Origin of the sequence: Methylobacterium sp. WL19 (genome assembly GCF_008040005.1) — a bacterium.
GTDB classification, from domain to species: Bacteria; Pseudomonadota; Alphaproteobacteria; order Rhizobiales; family Beijerinckiaceae; genus Methylobacterium; species Methylobacterium bullatum.
Map to the genome: position 1 here is coordinate 1 of NZ_VRVC01000046.1, position 15,612 is coordinate 15,612.

A 15,612-nucleotide genomic window follows, 5' to 3' on the forward strand; every position below is an offset into this window, starting at 1 on the left:
GCGCGAGGCCGATGCCGCCGCCCGCTCCCTGGAGCGCGGTCTGCTGATGATGGACCCGGAGCGGCACACCTGCACCTGGAAGGGCGAGGCCGTTACCCTCACGGTGACCGAGTTCCTCATCCTGCAGGCCCTGGCCCACCGGCCCGGCGTCGTGAAGAGCCGCAACGCCCTGATGGATGCGGCCTATGACGATCAGGTCTACGTCGACGATCGCACCATCGACAGCCACATCAAGCGCCTGCGCAAGAAGTTCAAGGTGGTCGACACCAACTTCGACATGATCGAAACCCTGTACGGCGTCGGCTACCGCTTCAAGGAAGGCTGAGCGCGACTCACGGACGTCGAACTCCCTCGAGAACCTCACCGCCACGCGCCGCCCGCTCGAACGGACGGGTTTCGCCGTCGCATGGCGGTGTTTACGGGCGTCGCGTGGCGGTGGTTTTGCTGCAGCGATGGCGCCCCTTCCGGGCAAAATCTCCAACTTCGGACGATCGTGGATTCCCAAGACCAAGCCGACGCTCCGCAACGCGGCCTCCTCTCCCTGCCGCGCACGATCTGGCGCGGCATCGGCCAGCGCGCCTCCTCGAGCCTGACGCGCCGGATCGTCGTCCTCAACCTCGTCGGGTTGATCGCCCTCCTGTTCGGCTTCCTCTACCTGAACCAGTTCCGGCAGGGACTGATCCAGGCGCGGGTGCAGAGCCTGCTGATCCAGGGCGAGATCATCGCCGGGGCGATCTCCTCCTCGGCCTCGGTGGATACCGACGCGATCCGCATCGATCCAGACAAGCTGCTCCAATTGCAGGCCGGAGAAGGCGGTGCGGGCGACGACACCCCCTCTCCGCTCACCTTTTCCCTCAACCCCGAGCGGGTGGCGCCGCTCCTGCGCCGTCTCATCACGCCCACCGGCAACCGCGCGCGGGTCTACGACCAGGATGGCGGCCTGCTGTTCGACACCCGCACGCTCTCGGCCCGCGGCGAGATGGGCCGCAGCGACGGCATCGTCGTGCGGAGCAAGCACAACTTCCTCGAACAGGCCTGGGAGTTCGTCCAGGCCAAGCTGTTCGGCACCGCCCGCACGTCGGTCCTGGAAGAGGTCGGCCCGGCGAGCGGCCACAGCCTGAAGGAAGTCCAGGTCGCCCTCGGCGGCGCTCGCGGCACCCTGGTCCGCCGCAACGAGGCCGGGGAGACAAACGTCTCCGTGGCGGTCCCGATCCTGCGGTCGGGGGCGGTCCGCGGCGCGCTGATGCTCTCGACCCAAGGCGGCGACATCGACCGGGTCATCGCCTCGGAGCGGTTCGGCCTGCTCCAGGTCTTCCTCATCGCCGCCTCCGTGATGCTGGTCCTGTCGATCCTGCTGGCCGGGGCCATCGCCGGCCCGGTCCGCCGCCTCGCGGACGCCGCCGAGAAGGTCCGCCTCGGCATCAAGTCGCGCGAGGAGATCCCCGATTTCACCGGCAGGACCGACGAGATCGGCCACCTGTCAGGTGCCCTGCGCGACATGACCCAGGCCCTCTATCGGCGCATCGACGCCATCGAGAGCTTCGCCGCCGATGTCAGCCACGAGCTGAAGAACCCCCTCACGTCCCTGCGCAGCGCCGTGGAGACGCTCCCCCTCGCCAAGTCCGACGATTCCCGTTCGCGCCTGCTCGCCATCATCCAGCACGACGTGAAGCGCCTCGACCGCCTCATCAGCGACATCTCCGACGCCTCGCGCCTCGATGCGGAGCTCGCCCGCGCCGAGGCGCGCAAGGTGGACCTGCACAAGCTGATGACGACGGTGGTCTCCGTCGCCAACGAGCGACGGCGCCCGAAGGACGCGCTCATCCAGTTCGACGTGGACACGCCGCCCGGCGACGTGGAGGCGCCCTTCATGATCTTCGGGCATGACAGCCGGCTCGGACAGGTCGTCAACAACCTCCTCGACAACGCCCGCTCGTTCTCACCCCCCGATGCCAAGGTGCGGGTGGCCCTGCGCCGGGTCCGCGCCGAGGTGGAACTGATCGTCGAGGACGAGGGCCCCGGCATCCCCGAACACGCCCTGGAGAGGATCTTCGAGCGCTTCTACACCGACCGGCCGGAGCAGGGGTTCGGCCAGAATTCCGGCCTCGGCCTGTCGATCTCGCGCCAGATCGTCCAGGCCCATCGCGGCACGATCAGGGCCGCGAACCGCCCCGGACCCGCTGACGAGAACGGCGAGGCGACGGTGCGCGGCGCGCGGTTCGTCGTGCGCCTCCCCGCGGCGTCCCGCTAGGCACGCCGGCCCGTGGAGCGGCCCCCTCCCGCATCGACCCTCACGGTCCACGCCACCTGCCTGGTGCTGGGTGAAGCCGGCATCCTCATCAGGGGCGAATCCGGCGCCGGCAAATCGTCCCTGGCCCTCGCTCTCCTCGACCGGGCGCGGCAGGAGGGCGGCTACGGCGCGCTGGTGGGCGACGACCGTATCGGGCTCACCCCCCATCACGGACGCGTGGTCGCTCGCGGCCACCCCGCCCTTCACGGGTTGATCGAGATCCGGGGCATGGGGCTCGTCCGGGCATCGCCGCTGGCCGATGCGGCCGTCATCCGCCTCGTTGTCGATCTCGTCGGGACGCTGCCGCGACTGCCCGACACGCCCATGGATTCGGTCGATGTCCTTGGCGTCGCGATTCGCCGGATCATGCTGGACCGCAACATCCGCGACCGCGCGTTGGCGCCGGGTCTCGTGCTCTGTGCTCTCATCCCCAGTGCGAGCGTTGCCCCACGGACGCACCTCCGCACCGTCTCATGCGAATTCGGCTCTCCCATATAGCGTGGCGCCCACCCACATGACATGATCCTGGGGCTAGGAGACGCAAAACGTCACTCTCGTCTTGCGTCCGACCTTGCGCTGCACAAAATGGCGGCTCCCACTGGGTGTCGGAACACGCGTCTATGATTGGAATGGTGCTCGTCACCCACGGGCTGCTCGCCACCGAGTTCAAGGCTGCCCTTGAACACGTGGTCGGTCCGCAAAAGCAGATCGAGACGATCACGATCGGCCCCGACGACGATATGGAGCTTCGCAGGCTCGACATCGTCTCAGCCGTGGACCGGGTCGATACCGGCAAGGGCGTCGTCGTGCTCACCGACATGTTCGGCGGCACGCCCTCCAATCTCGCCTTGTCCTGCATGAATGGCGGGACCGTGGAGGTGGTGGCCGGAATCAACCTTCCGATGCTGATCAAGCTCGCCAGCGTGCGCGATGCCGAGCCCCTGGGGGATGCGGTGCTCCATGCCCAGGAGGCGGGCCGGAAGTACATCAACGTCGCCTCGCGCGTCCTCGCCGGCAAATAACACGTCCGCGAGACGAACGGACTTTCCCAAACATCCTCTGTCGGCTTATCAGGCAAGCGTGGCGATTTCGCGCGGCGTTGTCCCGGCTCGGCCGTGCCATCACTGGACGAGGATCGGGCCGGGCTCACCGTTGGCGCGCCGGGCACAGGGACGGGACAGGGACGGCACAGGCCCATGAGCGACGCTTACGACGACGACGATGTCGAGCCCGAGATCACGGTCCCGGAGGGCGGCCATTTGAGGATCCTTCCGGTCATCAACCGGCGCGGCCTGCACGCGCGGGCCTCGGCCAAGTTCGTGCAGACGGTGGAGAAGTTCGAGGCCGCGGTGACCGTCACACGCTCGGGCGAGACCGTGGGCGGACGCTCGATCATGGGCCTGCTCACCCTCGGCGCGGCACAGGGCACCTCTATCGCCGTGGTGGCCTCTGGCAGCGACGCCGAAGCCTGCCTCCAAGCCATCACCGACCTCCTCGCCAACAAATTCGGCGAGGACGAATAGGCCGGGAGCGGCCTTTGATATCCGAAGCTTATGGGGTCGTCAGGCCGCCCGCGTCTCGGCTTGCCGCCATACGATCGAGCCCGGACCTGCGCCGAGGCGCAGGACCGCGGCGACGATGACGCCATCCTTGCGCGCGAAGTCGACGCTGGTCTGGCGCCTCTGGGCGAAGCGCCGCGTCACCACCCTGACCATGGACGAGGCGGACGGATCCCGCACGATCGGGTTTCCGGACACCCGCGCATCGAACGAGAGATAGGTCTCGACGGCATCGCGGATGCGGAAGGGCTCGGTGATGCGCTCGATCTCGACGCCATCACGGGTCCACGGTCCGGCAAGCCGCACGCCCACGCGATCCCGCGCCGGCACGACCTGGGCATCGGACGCATCCGAAAGAAGGACCGTCTCCTCCGGTAGGGGCACCGCGGGGGGCGGTATCATGATCAGCGTCGAGCGGGGATGGACCGCCTTGACCGCCGCACGCAACGCGCCCTCGACCTCATCGAGGAACCCGGGCTCGATGGTGGGCGCGACGACCGGACCGGGCGGATACCAGCCCTGTGCCCGGCCATTGCCCCACAGGCCGTGCGGCATGGACAAGGGAATGACGCCGCGCAGGCGTGCGAGCTCGCCCTGGCCGCTCCATGCGAAGGCGAAGACGAGATCGCGACCGCCGGATTGGTGCACGGCCGCGGTGAGTAGGTAGTCCGGGTCGGCGTAGATCGGTTCCGGCCAGCGGATACGGGTGAGGAGCGCGCGCCACGCGTCGATCTCCACCGGCTCCACCACGTTGGGCCGCCTTAAGACGATGCGACACTCCTCCGCGTCGACACCCGTCCCGATTCGCCCCGCTTCGACGAACCGGCCACCCTCGATGATGCTCAGCCCCTGTCTCATTCGGCGATTCCGCTACCGATGTGTTCCGAAATGGAACATCATCCTAGGCCATAAGGCCAAGCATGGTATATAGAATCAAAATGAATGCCGCCCAGCTATTCTCGAAATAGGACGGCCTCTGCCGAAGAGACCGGTGAACTAGCCCCCGGGGATCGCCAGCGGATTGGCCGTCAGCGCGGCGGCATCGGGCGCATCGATCCTCGGACGCCCCAGAAAGGCATCCCACAGGCCGGTGACGAAGGCCGGATCGAGATCGCGCACGATCAGGACGAGGCGAGAGCGGTGATCGTCGTCGGGCCATGCGGCGAGCTGGACCGGCATATGGATCACGTGCTGGACGCCGTGGACCACCACGGGACGATCCGGTTCGTCGGCGAGCGCCACCAGCCCCTTCAGGCGCAGGAGCTTCGGGCCGTGGCCGGACCGCAGGAGATCGAGGAACATCTCGAAGGCGGCCCGCTTCACCGGCACGTCGCTGGTGAGGGTGAAGGCCCGGATCGCGGCGTCGTGCCGGTTCACGTCGTGATGGTGGTGGCCGTGATGATGATCGTGGTCCGGGAAGGCCTCGGCGCCGAGCCAGGCGCGGACATCCGCGCTCTTGCCGTCCAGACCGAAGAACCCGCCGAGAAGCTCGGCCGGCGCCACGTCGGGACCATGAATGGGCGCCGTGGGATTGAGAACCCGGAGGCGGTCGCGCAGGGCGTCGCTTCCCGTGTCGACGAGATCCTCCTTCGCCAGCACGATCCGGTCGGCCACGGCGGCCTGGCGCACGGCCTCGGGATGAGCGTCGAGGGTGGATGCGCCGTTGACCGCGTCCACCACGGTGACGACGGCCTGCAGCCGGTACCGCAGGGCGAGATAGGGATGGTAGATCAGCGCGTGGAGGATCGGGGCCGGGTCTGCAAGGCCCGTCGTCTCGATGACGACTCGCCGGAACGGCGTGATGCGGCCGTTGTCGCGCTTGCGCAGCAGATCTTCGAGGGTGGCGATGAGGTCGCCGCGCACGGTGCAGCACAGGCACCCGGCGCCGAGCAGGATCATGTCCTCGTCCACCGTCTCGATCAGCAGGTGATCGAGGCCGATCTCGCCGAACTCGTTGACGATGACCACGGTGTCCGACAGGGCCGGATCGCGCAGCATCCGGTTGAGGAGCGTGGTCTTGCCGGCTCCGAGGAAGCCGGTGAGCACCGTGAGTGGGATCGGCTCCGGACGACGGGGATCGTCGTTGGGAGACGTAGGCTGGGAGGGATTGGGCATGGAACCGGCCTACCCCGCCGCCGCCGCCGGCTCAATCCTCGGCGGATCGCGCAGCGGAGGTCTTGCCGGTGCCTGATGCCTTGGCGGCGCTTTTTGCAGACTTGGCCGCAGGCTTGGCCGTGGACTTGTCCGCAGCCTTCGCCGCAGGCTTTTCCGGGGCCTTGTGCGCCGGCTTCGTCGCGGCTTTCGCAGCGGGCTTCTTGCCGGCCTCGGCCTTGGCGGACGATTTCGTGCCGCCCGCGATCACCGGAGTCGTCTCCAGCGGAGCGTAGGCGCTGGCTGTGGCCGGCACGGCGCCCTTGCCGTTCGCGGCCGGCTTGGCGAGCCTCGATGCCTCGCGCTTGGCGTTCGCGGCCTCGAGCTTCGTCTTGCGGGCCTCCGCGATCTTGGCGGCGCGTTCCGCCTTCTCGGCCTCGGCCTGCTCGTTCAGGGCGATGGCGCCTTCGGCCGGATCGCGGCCGATCCAGACCAGGATCGGCTGCAGGGGCGCGCGCGGTGGCAGGGCACGGCCCTTCAGGGAGCCGTTGTTGAGGGTGGCGAAAGCGAGCGCCGAGCCCACGGGCGCGGCGGCGGCGAGGATCGAGGCATTCTCGCTGCCGGCCTGCGAGGCGATGGGACCGGGGCCTTCGTCGACCGGCAGGGCCTTGCGCTTGTCGCAGATATAGGGGCGCAGGTCCGGCGGCTCGGAGATGGCGGAAGCGGGCAGGGAATCGATGGTCTGCGCGGTCCATCCCGCCGATTGGCCAAAGCCGTAATCGAACAGGTCGGACGCTTTGAGGTCGCGCTCGCGGGCGCTCGGCTGGCCCATGACGATGGTGATGAGACGGCGGCCGTTGCGGGTGGCGCTGGCCACCACGTTGAAACCGCCCGAACAGATGAAGCCGGTCTTCATGCCGTCGGCCCCGGCATAGCGGCCGAGCAGGCCGTTATGGTTGGCCATGATCGACTTGCCGAACTGGATCGCGCTGATCGAGAACAGGGCGCGGTTGTCTGGAAAGTCGCGGATCAGTGCCCGGCCGAGCACCGCCATGTCGCGGGCCGAGGTCCATTGCCGGGCATCCGGAAGGCCGTTGGGATTGGTCCAGCGGCTCTCGCGCATGCCGATCCGGGCGGCGGTCTCGTTCATGAGGGCGGCGAAGCCTTCGACCGAGCCGCCGAGATTCTCGCCGATCGCCCAGGCGACATCGTTGGCCGACTTGACCATGATGATCTTCAGGGCGTTGTCGAGGGTCAGCTGCGTGCCTGGCCTGAAGCCCATCTTCGAGGGTGGCTCGGCGGCGGCGGCGGGCGAGATGGTGATGAGGGTGTCGAGCGAGACCTTGCCCTGCCGCACCATGTCGAGAGCGACGTAGGCGGTCATCAGCTTGGTGATGGAGGCGGGGAACCACGGGTCGGTGGCGCCCTGAGCGTAGATGACCTTGCCGGAATCGACCTCGACCACGAGGATCGGCGCCGTCACCGCGCCGGCCGCACCCGCTCCGAGCAATCCCGCGGCCGTGGCGAGACCAAGAACGAGGCGGCGCAACAATCGGTTCGACATCAGGCCCGTCTCGAAAGGGAACGCCCCGACGCCATCATGGCCGGTCCGTCCGAAGAAAAATAGCGCAATGGCCGAGCTTTGGCGAGGGATGCCAGCCTTCGGCCATCCCTGCGAGAGGGCTCGGCGCGAATGCCCATCAACGCCGTCTCCATGGCGAGACCATGGCATGCGGCCGAACGATTGGTGCGATGCACAGGTCCGGACGGGCGGACGTTGCCGCGCGCGCATGGTTGCGTTGGGCTCCGCGCCATGGCCTCGGAGCGAGGAGGCGTCTATGGGCTGTCCCATTGCGTCGCGATGTCGGAGGCAGGCCGTTGCCCCGCGCGGGACGGGGTCTTCCGGGGAGATCGGCTGAGAGAGCGATGGGCTACGCGGTCAAGGAACTGTTCCACACCCTCCAGGGTGAAGGAGCCCAGGCGGGCCGGGCCGCGGTGTTCTGCCGGTTTTCCGGCTGCAATCTCTGGTCCGGCCGCGAGGAGGATCGCGCCACGGCCGCCTGCACGTTCTGCGATACGGATTTCATCGGCATGGACGGCGAGGGCGGCGGGCGCTTTTCGACGCCGGAGGCGCTCGCCGACGCCATCGCCGCCACCTGGGAGGGCGGCGCCACGCATCATTACGTGGTCTTCACCGGCGGCGAGCCGCTGCTGCAGCTCGACCCCGCACTGATCGCGGCGGTGCACGCGCGCGGCTTCGAGATCGCGGTGGAGACCAACGGTACCCTGGCGGCCCCCGAGGGGATCGACTGGATCTGCGTGAGCCCGAAGGCCGGCAATGCCCTGGTCCAGACCACCGGGCACGAGTTGAAGCTCGTCTACCCCCAGGACGACGCGCGTCCCGAGCGCTTCGCCGCCCTCGACTTCCGCCACCACTGGCTCCAGCCCATGGACGGGCCCGACCGCCTTGCCCATACCCGAGCGGCGGTGGAGTATTGCCGCCGCGACGCGCGCTGGCGGCTCTCGCTGCAAACCCACAAGATCATCGGTATCCCGTGACCCCCTTCCGTGACCTTGTGCCGGTCAGTTCGGCGCGCGGAGAACCTCAGAGTCGACTGTCATGAAGATCACCCAGGCCTTCACCTTCGAGGCGGCGCATCGCCTGCCCAACGTGCCCGAGACGCATCGCTGCCACCGGATGCACGGGCATTCCTACCGGGTCGAGCTGACGATCTCCGGCGCCGTGGACCCGGCGACGGGCTGGGTGGTGGACTTCTTCGAGGTGGAGCACGCCTTCGCGCCGATCCTGGCCCAGCTCGACCATTACTGCCTCAACGAGGTCGAGGGGCTGGAGAACCCGACCGCCGAGCATATCGCGGCCTGGATCTGGCATCGGACGAAGCCCGCCCTGCCCGGCCTGTCCTCGGTCAAGGTCATGGAGACTCCGATGTCCTGGGCCGAATACGAAGGCGAAGCCTGACCATGAGCGACGACGGTGCCCTGGTCCTGTTCTCCGGCGGACAGGATTCCACCACCTGCCTCGCCTGGGCGCTGGAGCGCTTTCCCAGGGTGGAGACCCTTGGCTTCGACTACAACCAGCGCCACCGGGTCGAGCTCGACGGGCGGGCGCCCCTGCGCGAGACGATGGCGGCCATGAACCCGGCCTGGTTCCGGCGTCTGGGCCGCGACCACACCATCGCCCTCGATGCCCTGGGCAAGGTCTCCGAGACCGCGCTCACCCGCAGCACCGAGATCGCCTTCGAGGCGGGCGGCCTGCCCAACACCTTCGTGCCCGGCCGCAACATCATCTTCCTGACCTTCGCCGCGGCACTGGCCTACCGCCGGTCGCTGGGCCACATCGTCGGCGGCATGTGCGAGACGGATTACTCCGGTTATCCCGATTGCCGGGACGATACGATCAAGGCGCTCCAGGTGGCGCTGAACCTCGGCATGGACCGCCGCTTCGTCCTCCACACGCCGCTCATGTGGATCGACAAGGCCGAGACATGGAAGATGGCCAAGGACCTCGGCGGCCAGCCACTGGTGGACCTCATCGTCGAGGACACCCACACCTGCTACCTCGGCACACGTGGGGAACGCCACGCCTGGGGCTACGGCTGCGGCACCTGCCCCGCCTGCGACCTGCGGGCGAAGGGCCATGCGAAGTTCGTGGCCGAGGCGGTGACGGAGTAGAGTGGGCGCCTGCGCCGTCGCGGACAGCGGGACCCCTTCGCCGTGCCGGGCTCCCCACGCCATTTCTTTCGCGAGACGATCAGCGACATCCGTCCTGTTTCAGGACTGGATTCAGGTGCAGATCAAATATTCAATGATTAGATCATAGAAGTCGTGTGATAATTGACAGCCGATTCTTCATCGGCGAAAAAGGATCAGGCGCCATTGCACGACCGGAGGGTGCCGTGCTGGAAATCATATTTTGGATCTCTGCCTTTGTTTCGATTTTTGGTAGCATAGGATTGATCGTTATATTCTTATGGCCTGAAAAGCGGCAGCACATCGAGTGGGACGACAATTCGATCGATTGAATGAAAACCATAAGAATGCTTGTCCCGGAGGATGGATCTTCGGGACAAGCACATCGATTCGGATGCCCGATTTCGTCGAATGGGTCTCGGTTCCAAGCGGACGCGTTGGTCGAGTGCGCCTGGGGCGCGATGTCCGCCTCGGTGATATCGGCCCATAGGATATCGCTGGTATTGCCCGTATCCTCGCTGGGCGAGTTGGTGACCGGCCCGCCGGCGGATCGGCTTGGCGAATGCGTCGACAATCATCCCTCGTCGCCCCGGATTGCCGGAGGTTACCGGGCGCCCTTGGCGCCCAGGACCGCCGAGACCGTTCCCATCAGGATGTAGAGGTCGAGCCACGGCGACCAGTTGCGGATATAGTAGGTGTCCTGGCTGCGTTGGACGTGGAGATCGCCGTCGCTTCTCGACGAGATCTGCCAAAGGCCGGTCAGGCCGGGCGGCACGCTGGTGCGAAGCGCACGGAAATCGGGATCGAACCCGTCCATGTGATAGGCCGGAAACGGCCTCGGACCGACGAGGCTCATGTCGCCGCACAGGACGTTCCAGAGCTGGGGCAGCTCGTCCAGGCTCGTGCGCCGGATGAAATGCCCGACCTTCGGCAGGATTCGCGGATCGGCGGAGAGCTTGAAGAAGCGCTGCCATTCCTCGCGGGCCGCCGGGCAGGATTCGAGGTGGGCGTGCAGCCGGCGCTCCGCGTCGGAATACATCGTCCGCAACTTCAGGACCCGGATCGGCCGTCCATGCCGCCCGACGCGGATCTGGACATAGAACGGGCTGCCCGGATCGAGGCTGCGGATCGTTACGGCGAGGATCGCGATCACCGGAATGGCCACGATCAGGCCGAGGCCTGCGAAGGTGCAGTCGATCACGCGCTTGAGGGCGAGGTTGCGCGGCCGGTACAGTTCGCGCCGGATCTCGAGGCCGATGGCGCTACCGAGGGGTTGCACCTGCACCCACATGTTCTGCAACTCGTGGATCTGCTGGGCGAGGACCGTGCGTGGAGCGGGCGCCCCGCCCGCCCCCTTGCCGTCATACAGGGCGAGGGTGGCGCAGGACGAGAACAGCAGCACCTCCACCGGCACCGCCGGCATCTCGTCGATCATGCCGAGGATGGGCAGTCCCTCTATCCGCACCGGCTCCTGCCCGCGCTCGGCGAGGAAGCCCACCGGCCGAAACCCGAGTTCCGGCTGGGCGAGGAGCGTGTCGGCCAGGCTGCGCCCGGCGGTGTCGGTCCCCACGATCACGGTGAGAGCCCCCCAGAGCCTCCACCGGATCAGGGCGCTTCGCAGCGCGGATTCGCCATAGAAGCCGATCACCACCAGGAGCGCCGATACCACCGCGATCTCGGCAACGCCCCGCGCCGACGGCCCCTGAGCGCTCACCACCAGCAGGCAACTGATCGCGTAGATGCAGACCCCGAGGACGCGCAATCGCAACCGCTCCGGGGGGCTCGGCCCATAGCTGGAATAGAGCCCGAACACCGCCAGGATGAGCACGACGCCGACAGGGGGAATCGGCACCGGGGTGGAGGGTCCCAACCAATCCGTCAGTGGCGGCCAGCCGGTCAGCAGCCAGGGCACGACGCCGGCAATGCCCGAGAAGAACAGGTCCCCCCCGACCAGAACCGTCGTGACGATGGCCCGCCGCCGTCCGGGCCGGAGTTCGACCTCCACCGGTTTGATCCGCTCGACCGCAGGGCCCGCGAGAATGATGCTGTCGGTGGTGCTCATGGGAAGCCATTCCGAAAGTTCGAGGCCATACCGGCCCTGGAACGAGAGAAGGCGGGACACCGTGGCCACGGGGGCGAGGCCCGGCACGGCCCGGGAGCGGGAATCACCCGGGCCGATGAGGCGGCGGGGCCGGCATCGCCGGGGAGGCCCCACCCCTCATGCGGGAGGCGAACCAGGTCCTGAGAAGCTGCCCGGCAGCGAGCAGCAGGAACAGGGGGACGATCTTCATGTAGCGGGCGAAGAGCCTTTTCGGTTCGCTCACGAGGCGGAACAGCCATTCGAGGCCTCGCTTCTGCATCCAGACCGGGGCCTGCCGCTTGGTGCCCGCCAGGAAATCGAAGGCTGCCCCGACGCCGATCATGACCGGCGCATCGATGCGTCCGAGATGGGAGGCCATCCAGTTTTCCTGCTTGGGGGTACTGAGGCCGACCCAGACGATGTCCGGCCGCGCGGCATTGATCTGTGCCACCACCGCCTCGTCCTCCTCCCGCGACAGGCTCCGGAACGGAGGGCAGCAGGTGCCGACCACGGACAGTCCCGGATTTGCATTCCGGAGGCGGGCGCTCAGCGCCTCGGCCACACCGGGCGCTCCGCCGTAGTAAAAATGGCGATAGCCGCGGGACGGCGACAGGCGCGTGATCGCGCGCATCAGGTCGGGGCCATAGACCCGCTCGGTCGAAGTGTGGCCAAGGAGCCGCGACATCCAGACGAGGGGCATGCCGTCCGGCGTCACGAGATCCGCCGCGTTGTGGATCGCGAGCAAGTGCGGATCGCTTCTGCTCTCGATCACCCCATGGGCCCCGGTGATGCAGACGTAATGCGGCTTGCCCGAGCGGACGAAGGCATCGATGGCCGCAATGGCGTCCGCGAAGGTGATGGCGCTGACGTCGAGCCCGAGAATCTCGGCGCGCGGCAGTTCCCAGCCCCCGGCAGGGGCGGGTGAAGCCCCCGCCGTTTCCGCGCCCGTCAGCTCGACCGCGTGGCGGCGGCGGGTTTCCGGACGCACGGATCGCGCCCGGCGATTGAGATCGGCGCCACTCGGCGTGAGATCGTCGGTCATCCCGCGACCTGCGTCAGTGGTTCGGAGCGGGCCAGTTCGCGCAGGGCATGAATCGGCGAGCCCTTCTGGATGAGCCGCGCTTCGAAATACGCGATCGTCCGCACCAGACCGGTGTCGAGATCGACCCGGGGCGACCATCTCAGTTTCTCCCGGGCGCGGGAGATGTCGGGGCAGCGCCGCCTCGGGTCGTCCTGGGGCAAGGGCCGGCATTCGATCGTCGAGCGCGAGTTGCAGAGTTGCACGATGCGTTCGGCCAGGGCGAGGACGTTGATCTCGGACGGGTTGCCGAGGTTGACCACGTCGCCGGGCTCCTCCTCCACCGCCATCAGCCGGAGCAAGCCTTCGACGAGATCGTCCACGTAGCAGAACGACCGGGTCTGGGAGCCGTCGCCGTAGATCGTGATCGGCTGATGCGTCAGCGCCTGGACGATGAAGTTCGAAATCACCCGGCCGTCCTGCGGATGCATGTTCGGCCCGTAGGTATTGAAGATCCGCGCCACGCGCACCGACATCCGATGCTGGCGGCGGTAGTCGTGGAACAGCGTCTCGGCGCAGCGCTTGCCCTCGTCGTAGCAGGCGCGCGGCCCGACGATGCTGACATGGCCGCAATAGCTCTCGGGCTGCGGGTGAACGTCCGGATCGCCATAGACCTCGCTGGTCGAGGCCTGGAGGATGCGGGCGTGGAGGCGCTTGGACAGGCCGAGCATGTTGATCGCCCCCATCACGCTGGTCTTCGTCGTCTGGACGGGGTCCCGCTGATAGTGAACCGGAGAGGCCGGGCAGGCGAGATTGTAGATCTCGTCGACCTCCACGTAGAGCGGGAACGTCACGTCGTGGCGAAGGAGCTCGAAGGATTGGTGTGTGAGCAGCTTATCCAGGTTCGAGCGCGCACCTGTCAGGAAATTGTCGACGCAGAGAACTTCGTTTCCCTGCTTGATCAGCCGTCCACAGAGATGAGACCCGATGAACCCGGCCCCACCCGTTACGAGGATGCGCTTCATTGTCGGTGCCCCTCCGGCTCATTCCCAGGACCGACGATCGTCGCGTCCGAGACTGGAACGAGCGTTCCGTCGGTGATCTCGCTCGACCGTCCCCTCGGGGAGGAACTCGGAGCGCCGCCGAACCATGGAGGACAATCATTGCACGCTACAAGTGGCGCATCCGGTGCATAGGGCAGGCTTCATGACCGAATAAGGAATAGTACCATCGAATATTGCCGCGACTCGACGCCAAAAATCATCGATTAGATTTTATAGCATGGCCGATATTCGGAAGGACTAACTCCTTGTAGGGCCGGGATCGTCCGAAAGGCGATGCCGGAGCCGGAATTTCCGCGGTTTAGACTATTGGCGATCCTGCGAGATAGGCCTCACCAGACAAGCGGTCGGTTGATCCATGATGAGACAGCATCGACGGACGCGCCTGGCGCGCGTGCCCTACCGCATCGCGGCACTCGCCCTGTGGGTCGCCCTCGGCGGGGCGGCCGGCGCCCAGGATTCCGATTATCGACTCGCGCCCGGAGACCGGCTCGGATTGTCGGTCTACGGCCAAGCCGAACTCTCGGGCGAGTTCGTGGTCAATGGCAGCGGCGCGTTGTTCCTGCCCCTGGTCGGCGAAGTCACCGTCTCGGCGATGACCTTGCCGGAGGCCCAGAAGCAGATCGTCAGCCATCTGGCCGACGGCTTTCTGCAGCAGCCGGTGGTGAGCCTGCGTATCACGGAGATGCGGCCGATCTACCTCCTGGGCGACGTGCGCGTCGCGGGGAGTTACCCGTTCCGCTACGGGGCCTCGGTTCTCAGCGGCATCGCCCTGGCCGGCGGCTTCGCCTTGCCCGAACAGGCGCAGATCTCCCAGCGCACGGAGTTCCTCAGTGCCGACGAACGGGTCCGGGTCCTGGAGGCGACCCTGCGTCTGCTCACGGTCCGGCGCGAGAGGCTGGAAGCGCAGCGGCAAGACCGTGAGGATTTCACCCCGCCGCGCGGCAGCGAACGCGACGAGGGCTTCACCCGTCTCCTCGCGGAGGAACGCGGGATCCTGAAGGCGCAGCGGAGCGCCTTCGCGCAATCTGCCGAGATGCTCCGTGCGCAGCAGCCGCGGATCGAGGCGGAGATCGCTGGCGTCGAGGCGCAGCGCAAGGCGGAGGAGACGCAGCTCCGGCTGATCCAGTCCCATCTCGAGGATTACGAGAAGCTCATCAGCAACGGTCTGGCGCGACGGTACCAGGGGATCGAACTGCAGCGCGAGGAGGCCCGGAACAAGGGGACCATCGCGCGGCTGAACTCCGAACTCGCCCGGCTCGATCTGGCGATCGGCGACCTCGCCCTGCGCGCCCAGGAACTCACCGACACCTATCATCGCCGCCTCCTCGCCGAACTGCAGGACGTGACCACGCGCCTGACGGAAGTGGAGATGCAGTTGCCGAGCGCCCGCGAGATCCGGGAGGCGCGCCTCCAGTCCGGCGGCATGCTCGGTGCAGCCAGCCCCGGCACCCCGGCGCGGAAAGTCTTCATCACGCGCGCCGTGGGCGAGCGGACGGAGACCTTCGAGGCGAACGAGCGTGCGCTCCTCCAGCCGGGCGACATCATCGACGTCCGTCGCGAGCCGCCGACGAGTCCGATCCGGACAAGCCTGGCCCTGCCGGAACCGGGCTCCCTCCCGGCGCGCTGATACGGGAACCGGCACCTCTCCCACGGCCGGCGCGGCAGACACCGACGCGGCCCGGGCGTCGCGGGCCCGTCGACGTCCCAACGATCATCCGCCTCGCACTTGCAGGACGCATGTAGGCGCAGGCTCGCCCCCTTCCCCCGCCACGGGCGGACGCGGGAGCCGATCGCCTTTG

Annotated in this window: 15 protein-coding genes; 9 read left to right on the top strand and 6 right to left on the bottom strand. The window is 67.5% G+C overall.

The genetic code is table 11. The annotated features are described in order from the left end of the window. From FV220_RS11205 to FV220_RS11225, 5 genes are all read left to right on the top strand, one after another. The coding region (locus tag FV220_RS11205; RefSeq protein ID WP_187273391.1) for a response regulator transcription factor at positions 1 to 325 on the top strand (325 nt) is incomplete at its 5' end. 168 nt (positions 326 to 493) lie between these two features. Continuing rightward, positions 494 to 2,251 (top strand): sensor histidine kinase, encoded by a 1,758-nt coding sequence (locus FV220_RS11210; protein WP_018046125.1) that lies wholly within the window; start codon positions 494 to 496, stop codon positions 2,249 to 2,251. A gap of 12 nt (positions 2,252 to 2,263) precedes the next feature. Next, positions 2,264 to 2,788 (top strand): HPr kinase/phosphatase C-terminal domain-containing protein, encoded by a 525-nt coding sequence (locus FV220_RS11215; RefSeq protein ID WP_147831396.1) that lies wholly within the window; start codon positions 2,264 to 2,266, stop codon positions 2,786 to 2,788. A gap of 122 nt (positions 2,789 to 2,910) precedes the next feature. After that, positions 2,911 to 3,312, top strand: a complete 402-nt coding sequence (locus FV220_RS11220) for a PTS sugar transporter subunit IIA (protein WP_026176340.1) — start codon at positions 2,911 to 2,913, stop codon at positions 3,310 to 3,312. 174 nt (positions 3,313 to 3,486) lie between these two features. Beyond that, complete coding sequence (locus FV220_RS11225) at positions 3,487 to 3,813, top strand: HPr family phosphocarrier protein (protein ID WP_018046128.1); 327 nt, start codon at positions 3,487 to 3,489, stop codon at positions 3,811 to 3,813. 39 nt (positions 3,814 to 3,852) lie between these two features. Here FV220_RS11225 and FV220_RS11230 read toward each other — a convergent pair whose 3' ends face one another. The 3 genes from FV220_RS11230 to FV220_RS11240 all read right to left on the bottom strand — a co-directional run bounded on the left by FV220_RS11230 (position 3,853) and on the right by FV220_RS11240 (position 7,504). Beyond that, positions 3,853 to 4,707 carry a hypothetical protein gene (locus FV220_RS11230; protein WP_018046129.1) on the bottom strand — a complete coding sequence of 285 codons (855 nt, stop codon included), beginning with the start codon at positions 4,705 to 4,707 and terminating at the stop codon, positions 3,853 to 3,855. Positions 4,708 to 4,845: 138 nt separating this feature from the next. Further along, a complete protein-coding gene (locus FV220_RS11235; protein WP_147831398.1) occupies positions 4,846 to 5,964 on the bottom strand; it encodes a GTP-binding protein in 1,119 nt (372 codons plus the stop codon). A gap of 31 nt (positions 5,965 to 5,995) precedes the next feature. Then, positions 5,996 to 7,504, bottom strand: coding sequence for a D-alanyl-D-alanine carboxypeptidase family protein (locus FV220_RS11240; RefSeq protein WP_147831400.1), 1,509 nt, complete (start codon positions 7,502 to 7,504; stop codon positions 5,996 to 5,998). 362 nt (positions 7,505 to 7,866) lie between these two features. Here FV220_RS11240 and queE point away from each other — a divergent pair, with 362 nt between their 5' ends. The 3 genes from queE to queC all read left to right on the top strand — a co-directional run bounded on the left by queE (position 7,867) and on the right by queC (position 9,633). Then, positions 7,867 to 8,499 (top strand): 7-carboxy-7-deazaguanine synthase, encoded by a 633-nt coding sequence (queE, locus tag FV220_RS11245; protein ID WP_056146971.1) that lies wholly within the window; start codon positions 7,867 to 7,869, stop codon positions 8,497 to 8,499. 61 nt (positions 8,500 to 8,560) lie between these two features. Further along, positions 8,561 to 8,920: a 6-carboxytetrahydropterin synthase QueD gene (queD, locus tag FV220_RS11250; protein WP_147831402.1), complete on the top strand. Its 360-nt coding sequence runs from the start codon at positions 8,561 to 8,563 to the stop codon at positions 8,918 to 8,920. 2 nt (positions 8,921 to 8,922) lie between these two features. After that, positions 8,923 to 9,633 (top strand): 7-cyano-7-deazaguanine synthase QueC, encoded by a 711-nt coding sequence (gene queC, locus FV220_RS11255; RefSeq protein WP_018046134.1) that lies wholly within the window; start codon positions 8,923 to 8,925, stop codon positions 9,631 to 9,633. Between the two features lie 622 nt (positions 9,634 to 10,255). Here the strand turns inward: queC and FV220_RS11260 are convergent. The 3 genes from FV220_RS11260 to FV220_RS11270 all read right to left on the bottom strand — a co-directional run bounded on the left by FV220_RS11260 (position 10,256) and on the right by FV220_RS11270 (position 13,774). Beyond that, on the bottom strand, positions 10,256 to 11,713 hold the full coding sequence (locus FV220_RS11260; RefSeq protein WP_238253685.1) for an exopolysaccharide biosynthesis polyprenyl glycosylphosphotransferase: 1,458 nt from the start codon (positions 11,711 to 11,713) through the stop codon (positions 10,256 to 10,258). A gap of 103 nt (positions 11,714 to 11,816) precedes the next feature. Beyond that, positions 11,817 to 12,773, bottom strand: a complete 957-nt coding sequence (locus tag FV220_RS11265) for a WecB/TagA/CpsF family glycosyltransferase (RefSeq protein ID WP_147831406.1) — start codon at positions 12,771 to 12,773, stop codon at positions 11,817 to 11,819. Then, positions 12,770 to 13,774, bottom strand: a complete 1,005-nt coding sequence (locus FV220_RS11270) for a UDP-glucuronic acid decarboxylase family protein (RefSeq protein WP_018046137.1) — start codon at positions 13,772 to 13,774, stop codon at positions 12,770 to 12,772. The genes FV220_RS11265 and FV220_RS11270 overlap by 4 nt, the downstream gene beginning before the upstream one ends. 394 nt (positions 13,775 to 14,168) lie before the next feature. On the opposite strand from FV220_RS11270, the gene FV220_RS11275 reads away from it, so the two are divergent. After that, positions 14,169 to 15,440 carry a polysaccharide biosynthesis/export family protein gene (locus FV220_RS11275; protein ID WP_147831408.1) on the top strand — a complete coding sequence of 424 codons (1,272 nt, stop codon included), beginning with the start codon at positions 14,169 to 14,171 and terminating at the stop codon, positions 15,438 to 15,440. The last annotated feature ends 172 nt before the right edge of the window (positions 15,441 to 15,612 follow it).

Bases quoted from the DNA above. Each gene is read 5' to 3' on its own strand.
- FV220_RS11220 (WP_026176340.1), top strand. From the start codon at position 2,911: ATGATTGGAATGGTGCTCGTCACCCACGGGCTGCTCGCCACCGAGTTC.
- FV220_RS11225 (WP_018046128.1), top strand. From the start codon at position 3,487: ATGAGCGACGCTTACGACGACGACGATGTCGAGCCCGAGATCACGGTC.
- FV220_RS11230 (WP_018046129.1), bottom strand. From the start codon at position 4,707: ATGAGACAGGGGCTGAGCATCATCGAGGGTGGCCGGTTCGTCGAAGCG.
- FV220_RS11235 (WP_147831398.1), bottom strand. From the start codon at position 5,964: ATGCCCAATCCCTCCCAGCCTACGTCTCCCAACGACGATCCCCGTCGT.
- FV220_RS11240 (WP_147831400.1), bottom strand. From the start codon at position 7,504: ATGTCGAACCGATTGTTGCGCCGCCTCGTTCTTGGTCTCGCCACGGCC.
- queE (WP_056146971.1), top strand. From the start codon at position 7,867: ATGGGCTACGCGGTCAAGGAACTGTTCCACACCCTCCAGGGTGAAGGA.
- queD (WP_147831402.1), top strand. From the start codon at position 8,561: ATGAAGATCACCCAGGCCTTCACCTTCGAGGCGGCGCATCGCCTGCCC.
- queC (WP_018046134.1), top strand. From the start codon at position 8,923: ATGAGCGACGACGGTGCCCTGGTCCTGTTCTCCGGCGGACAGGATTCC.
- FV220_RS11260 (WP_238253685.1), bottom strand. From the start codon at position 11,713: ATGAGCACCACCGACAGCATCATTCTCGCGGGCCCTGCGGTCGAGCGG.
- FV220_RS11265 (WP_147831406.1), bottom strand. From the start codon at position 12,773: ATGACCGACGATCTCACGCCGAGTGGCGCCGATCTCAATCGCCGGGCG.
- FV220_RS11270 (WP_018046137.1), bottom strand. From the start codon at position 13,774: ATGAAGCGCATCCTCGTAACGGGTGGGGCCGGGTTCATCGGGTCTCAT.
- FV220_RS11275 (WP_147831408.1), top strand. From the start codon at position 14,169: ATGATGAGACAGCATCGACGGACGCGCCTGGCGCGCGTGCCCTACCGC.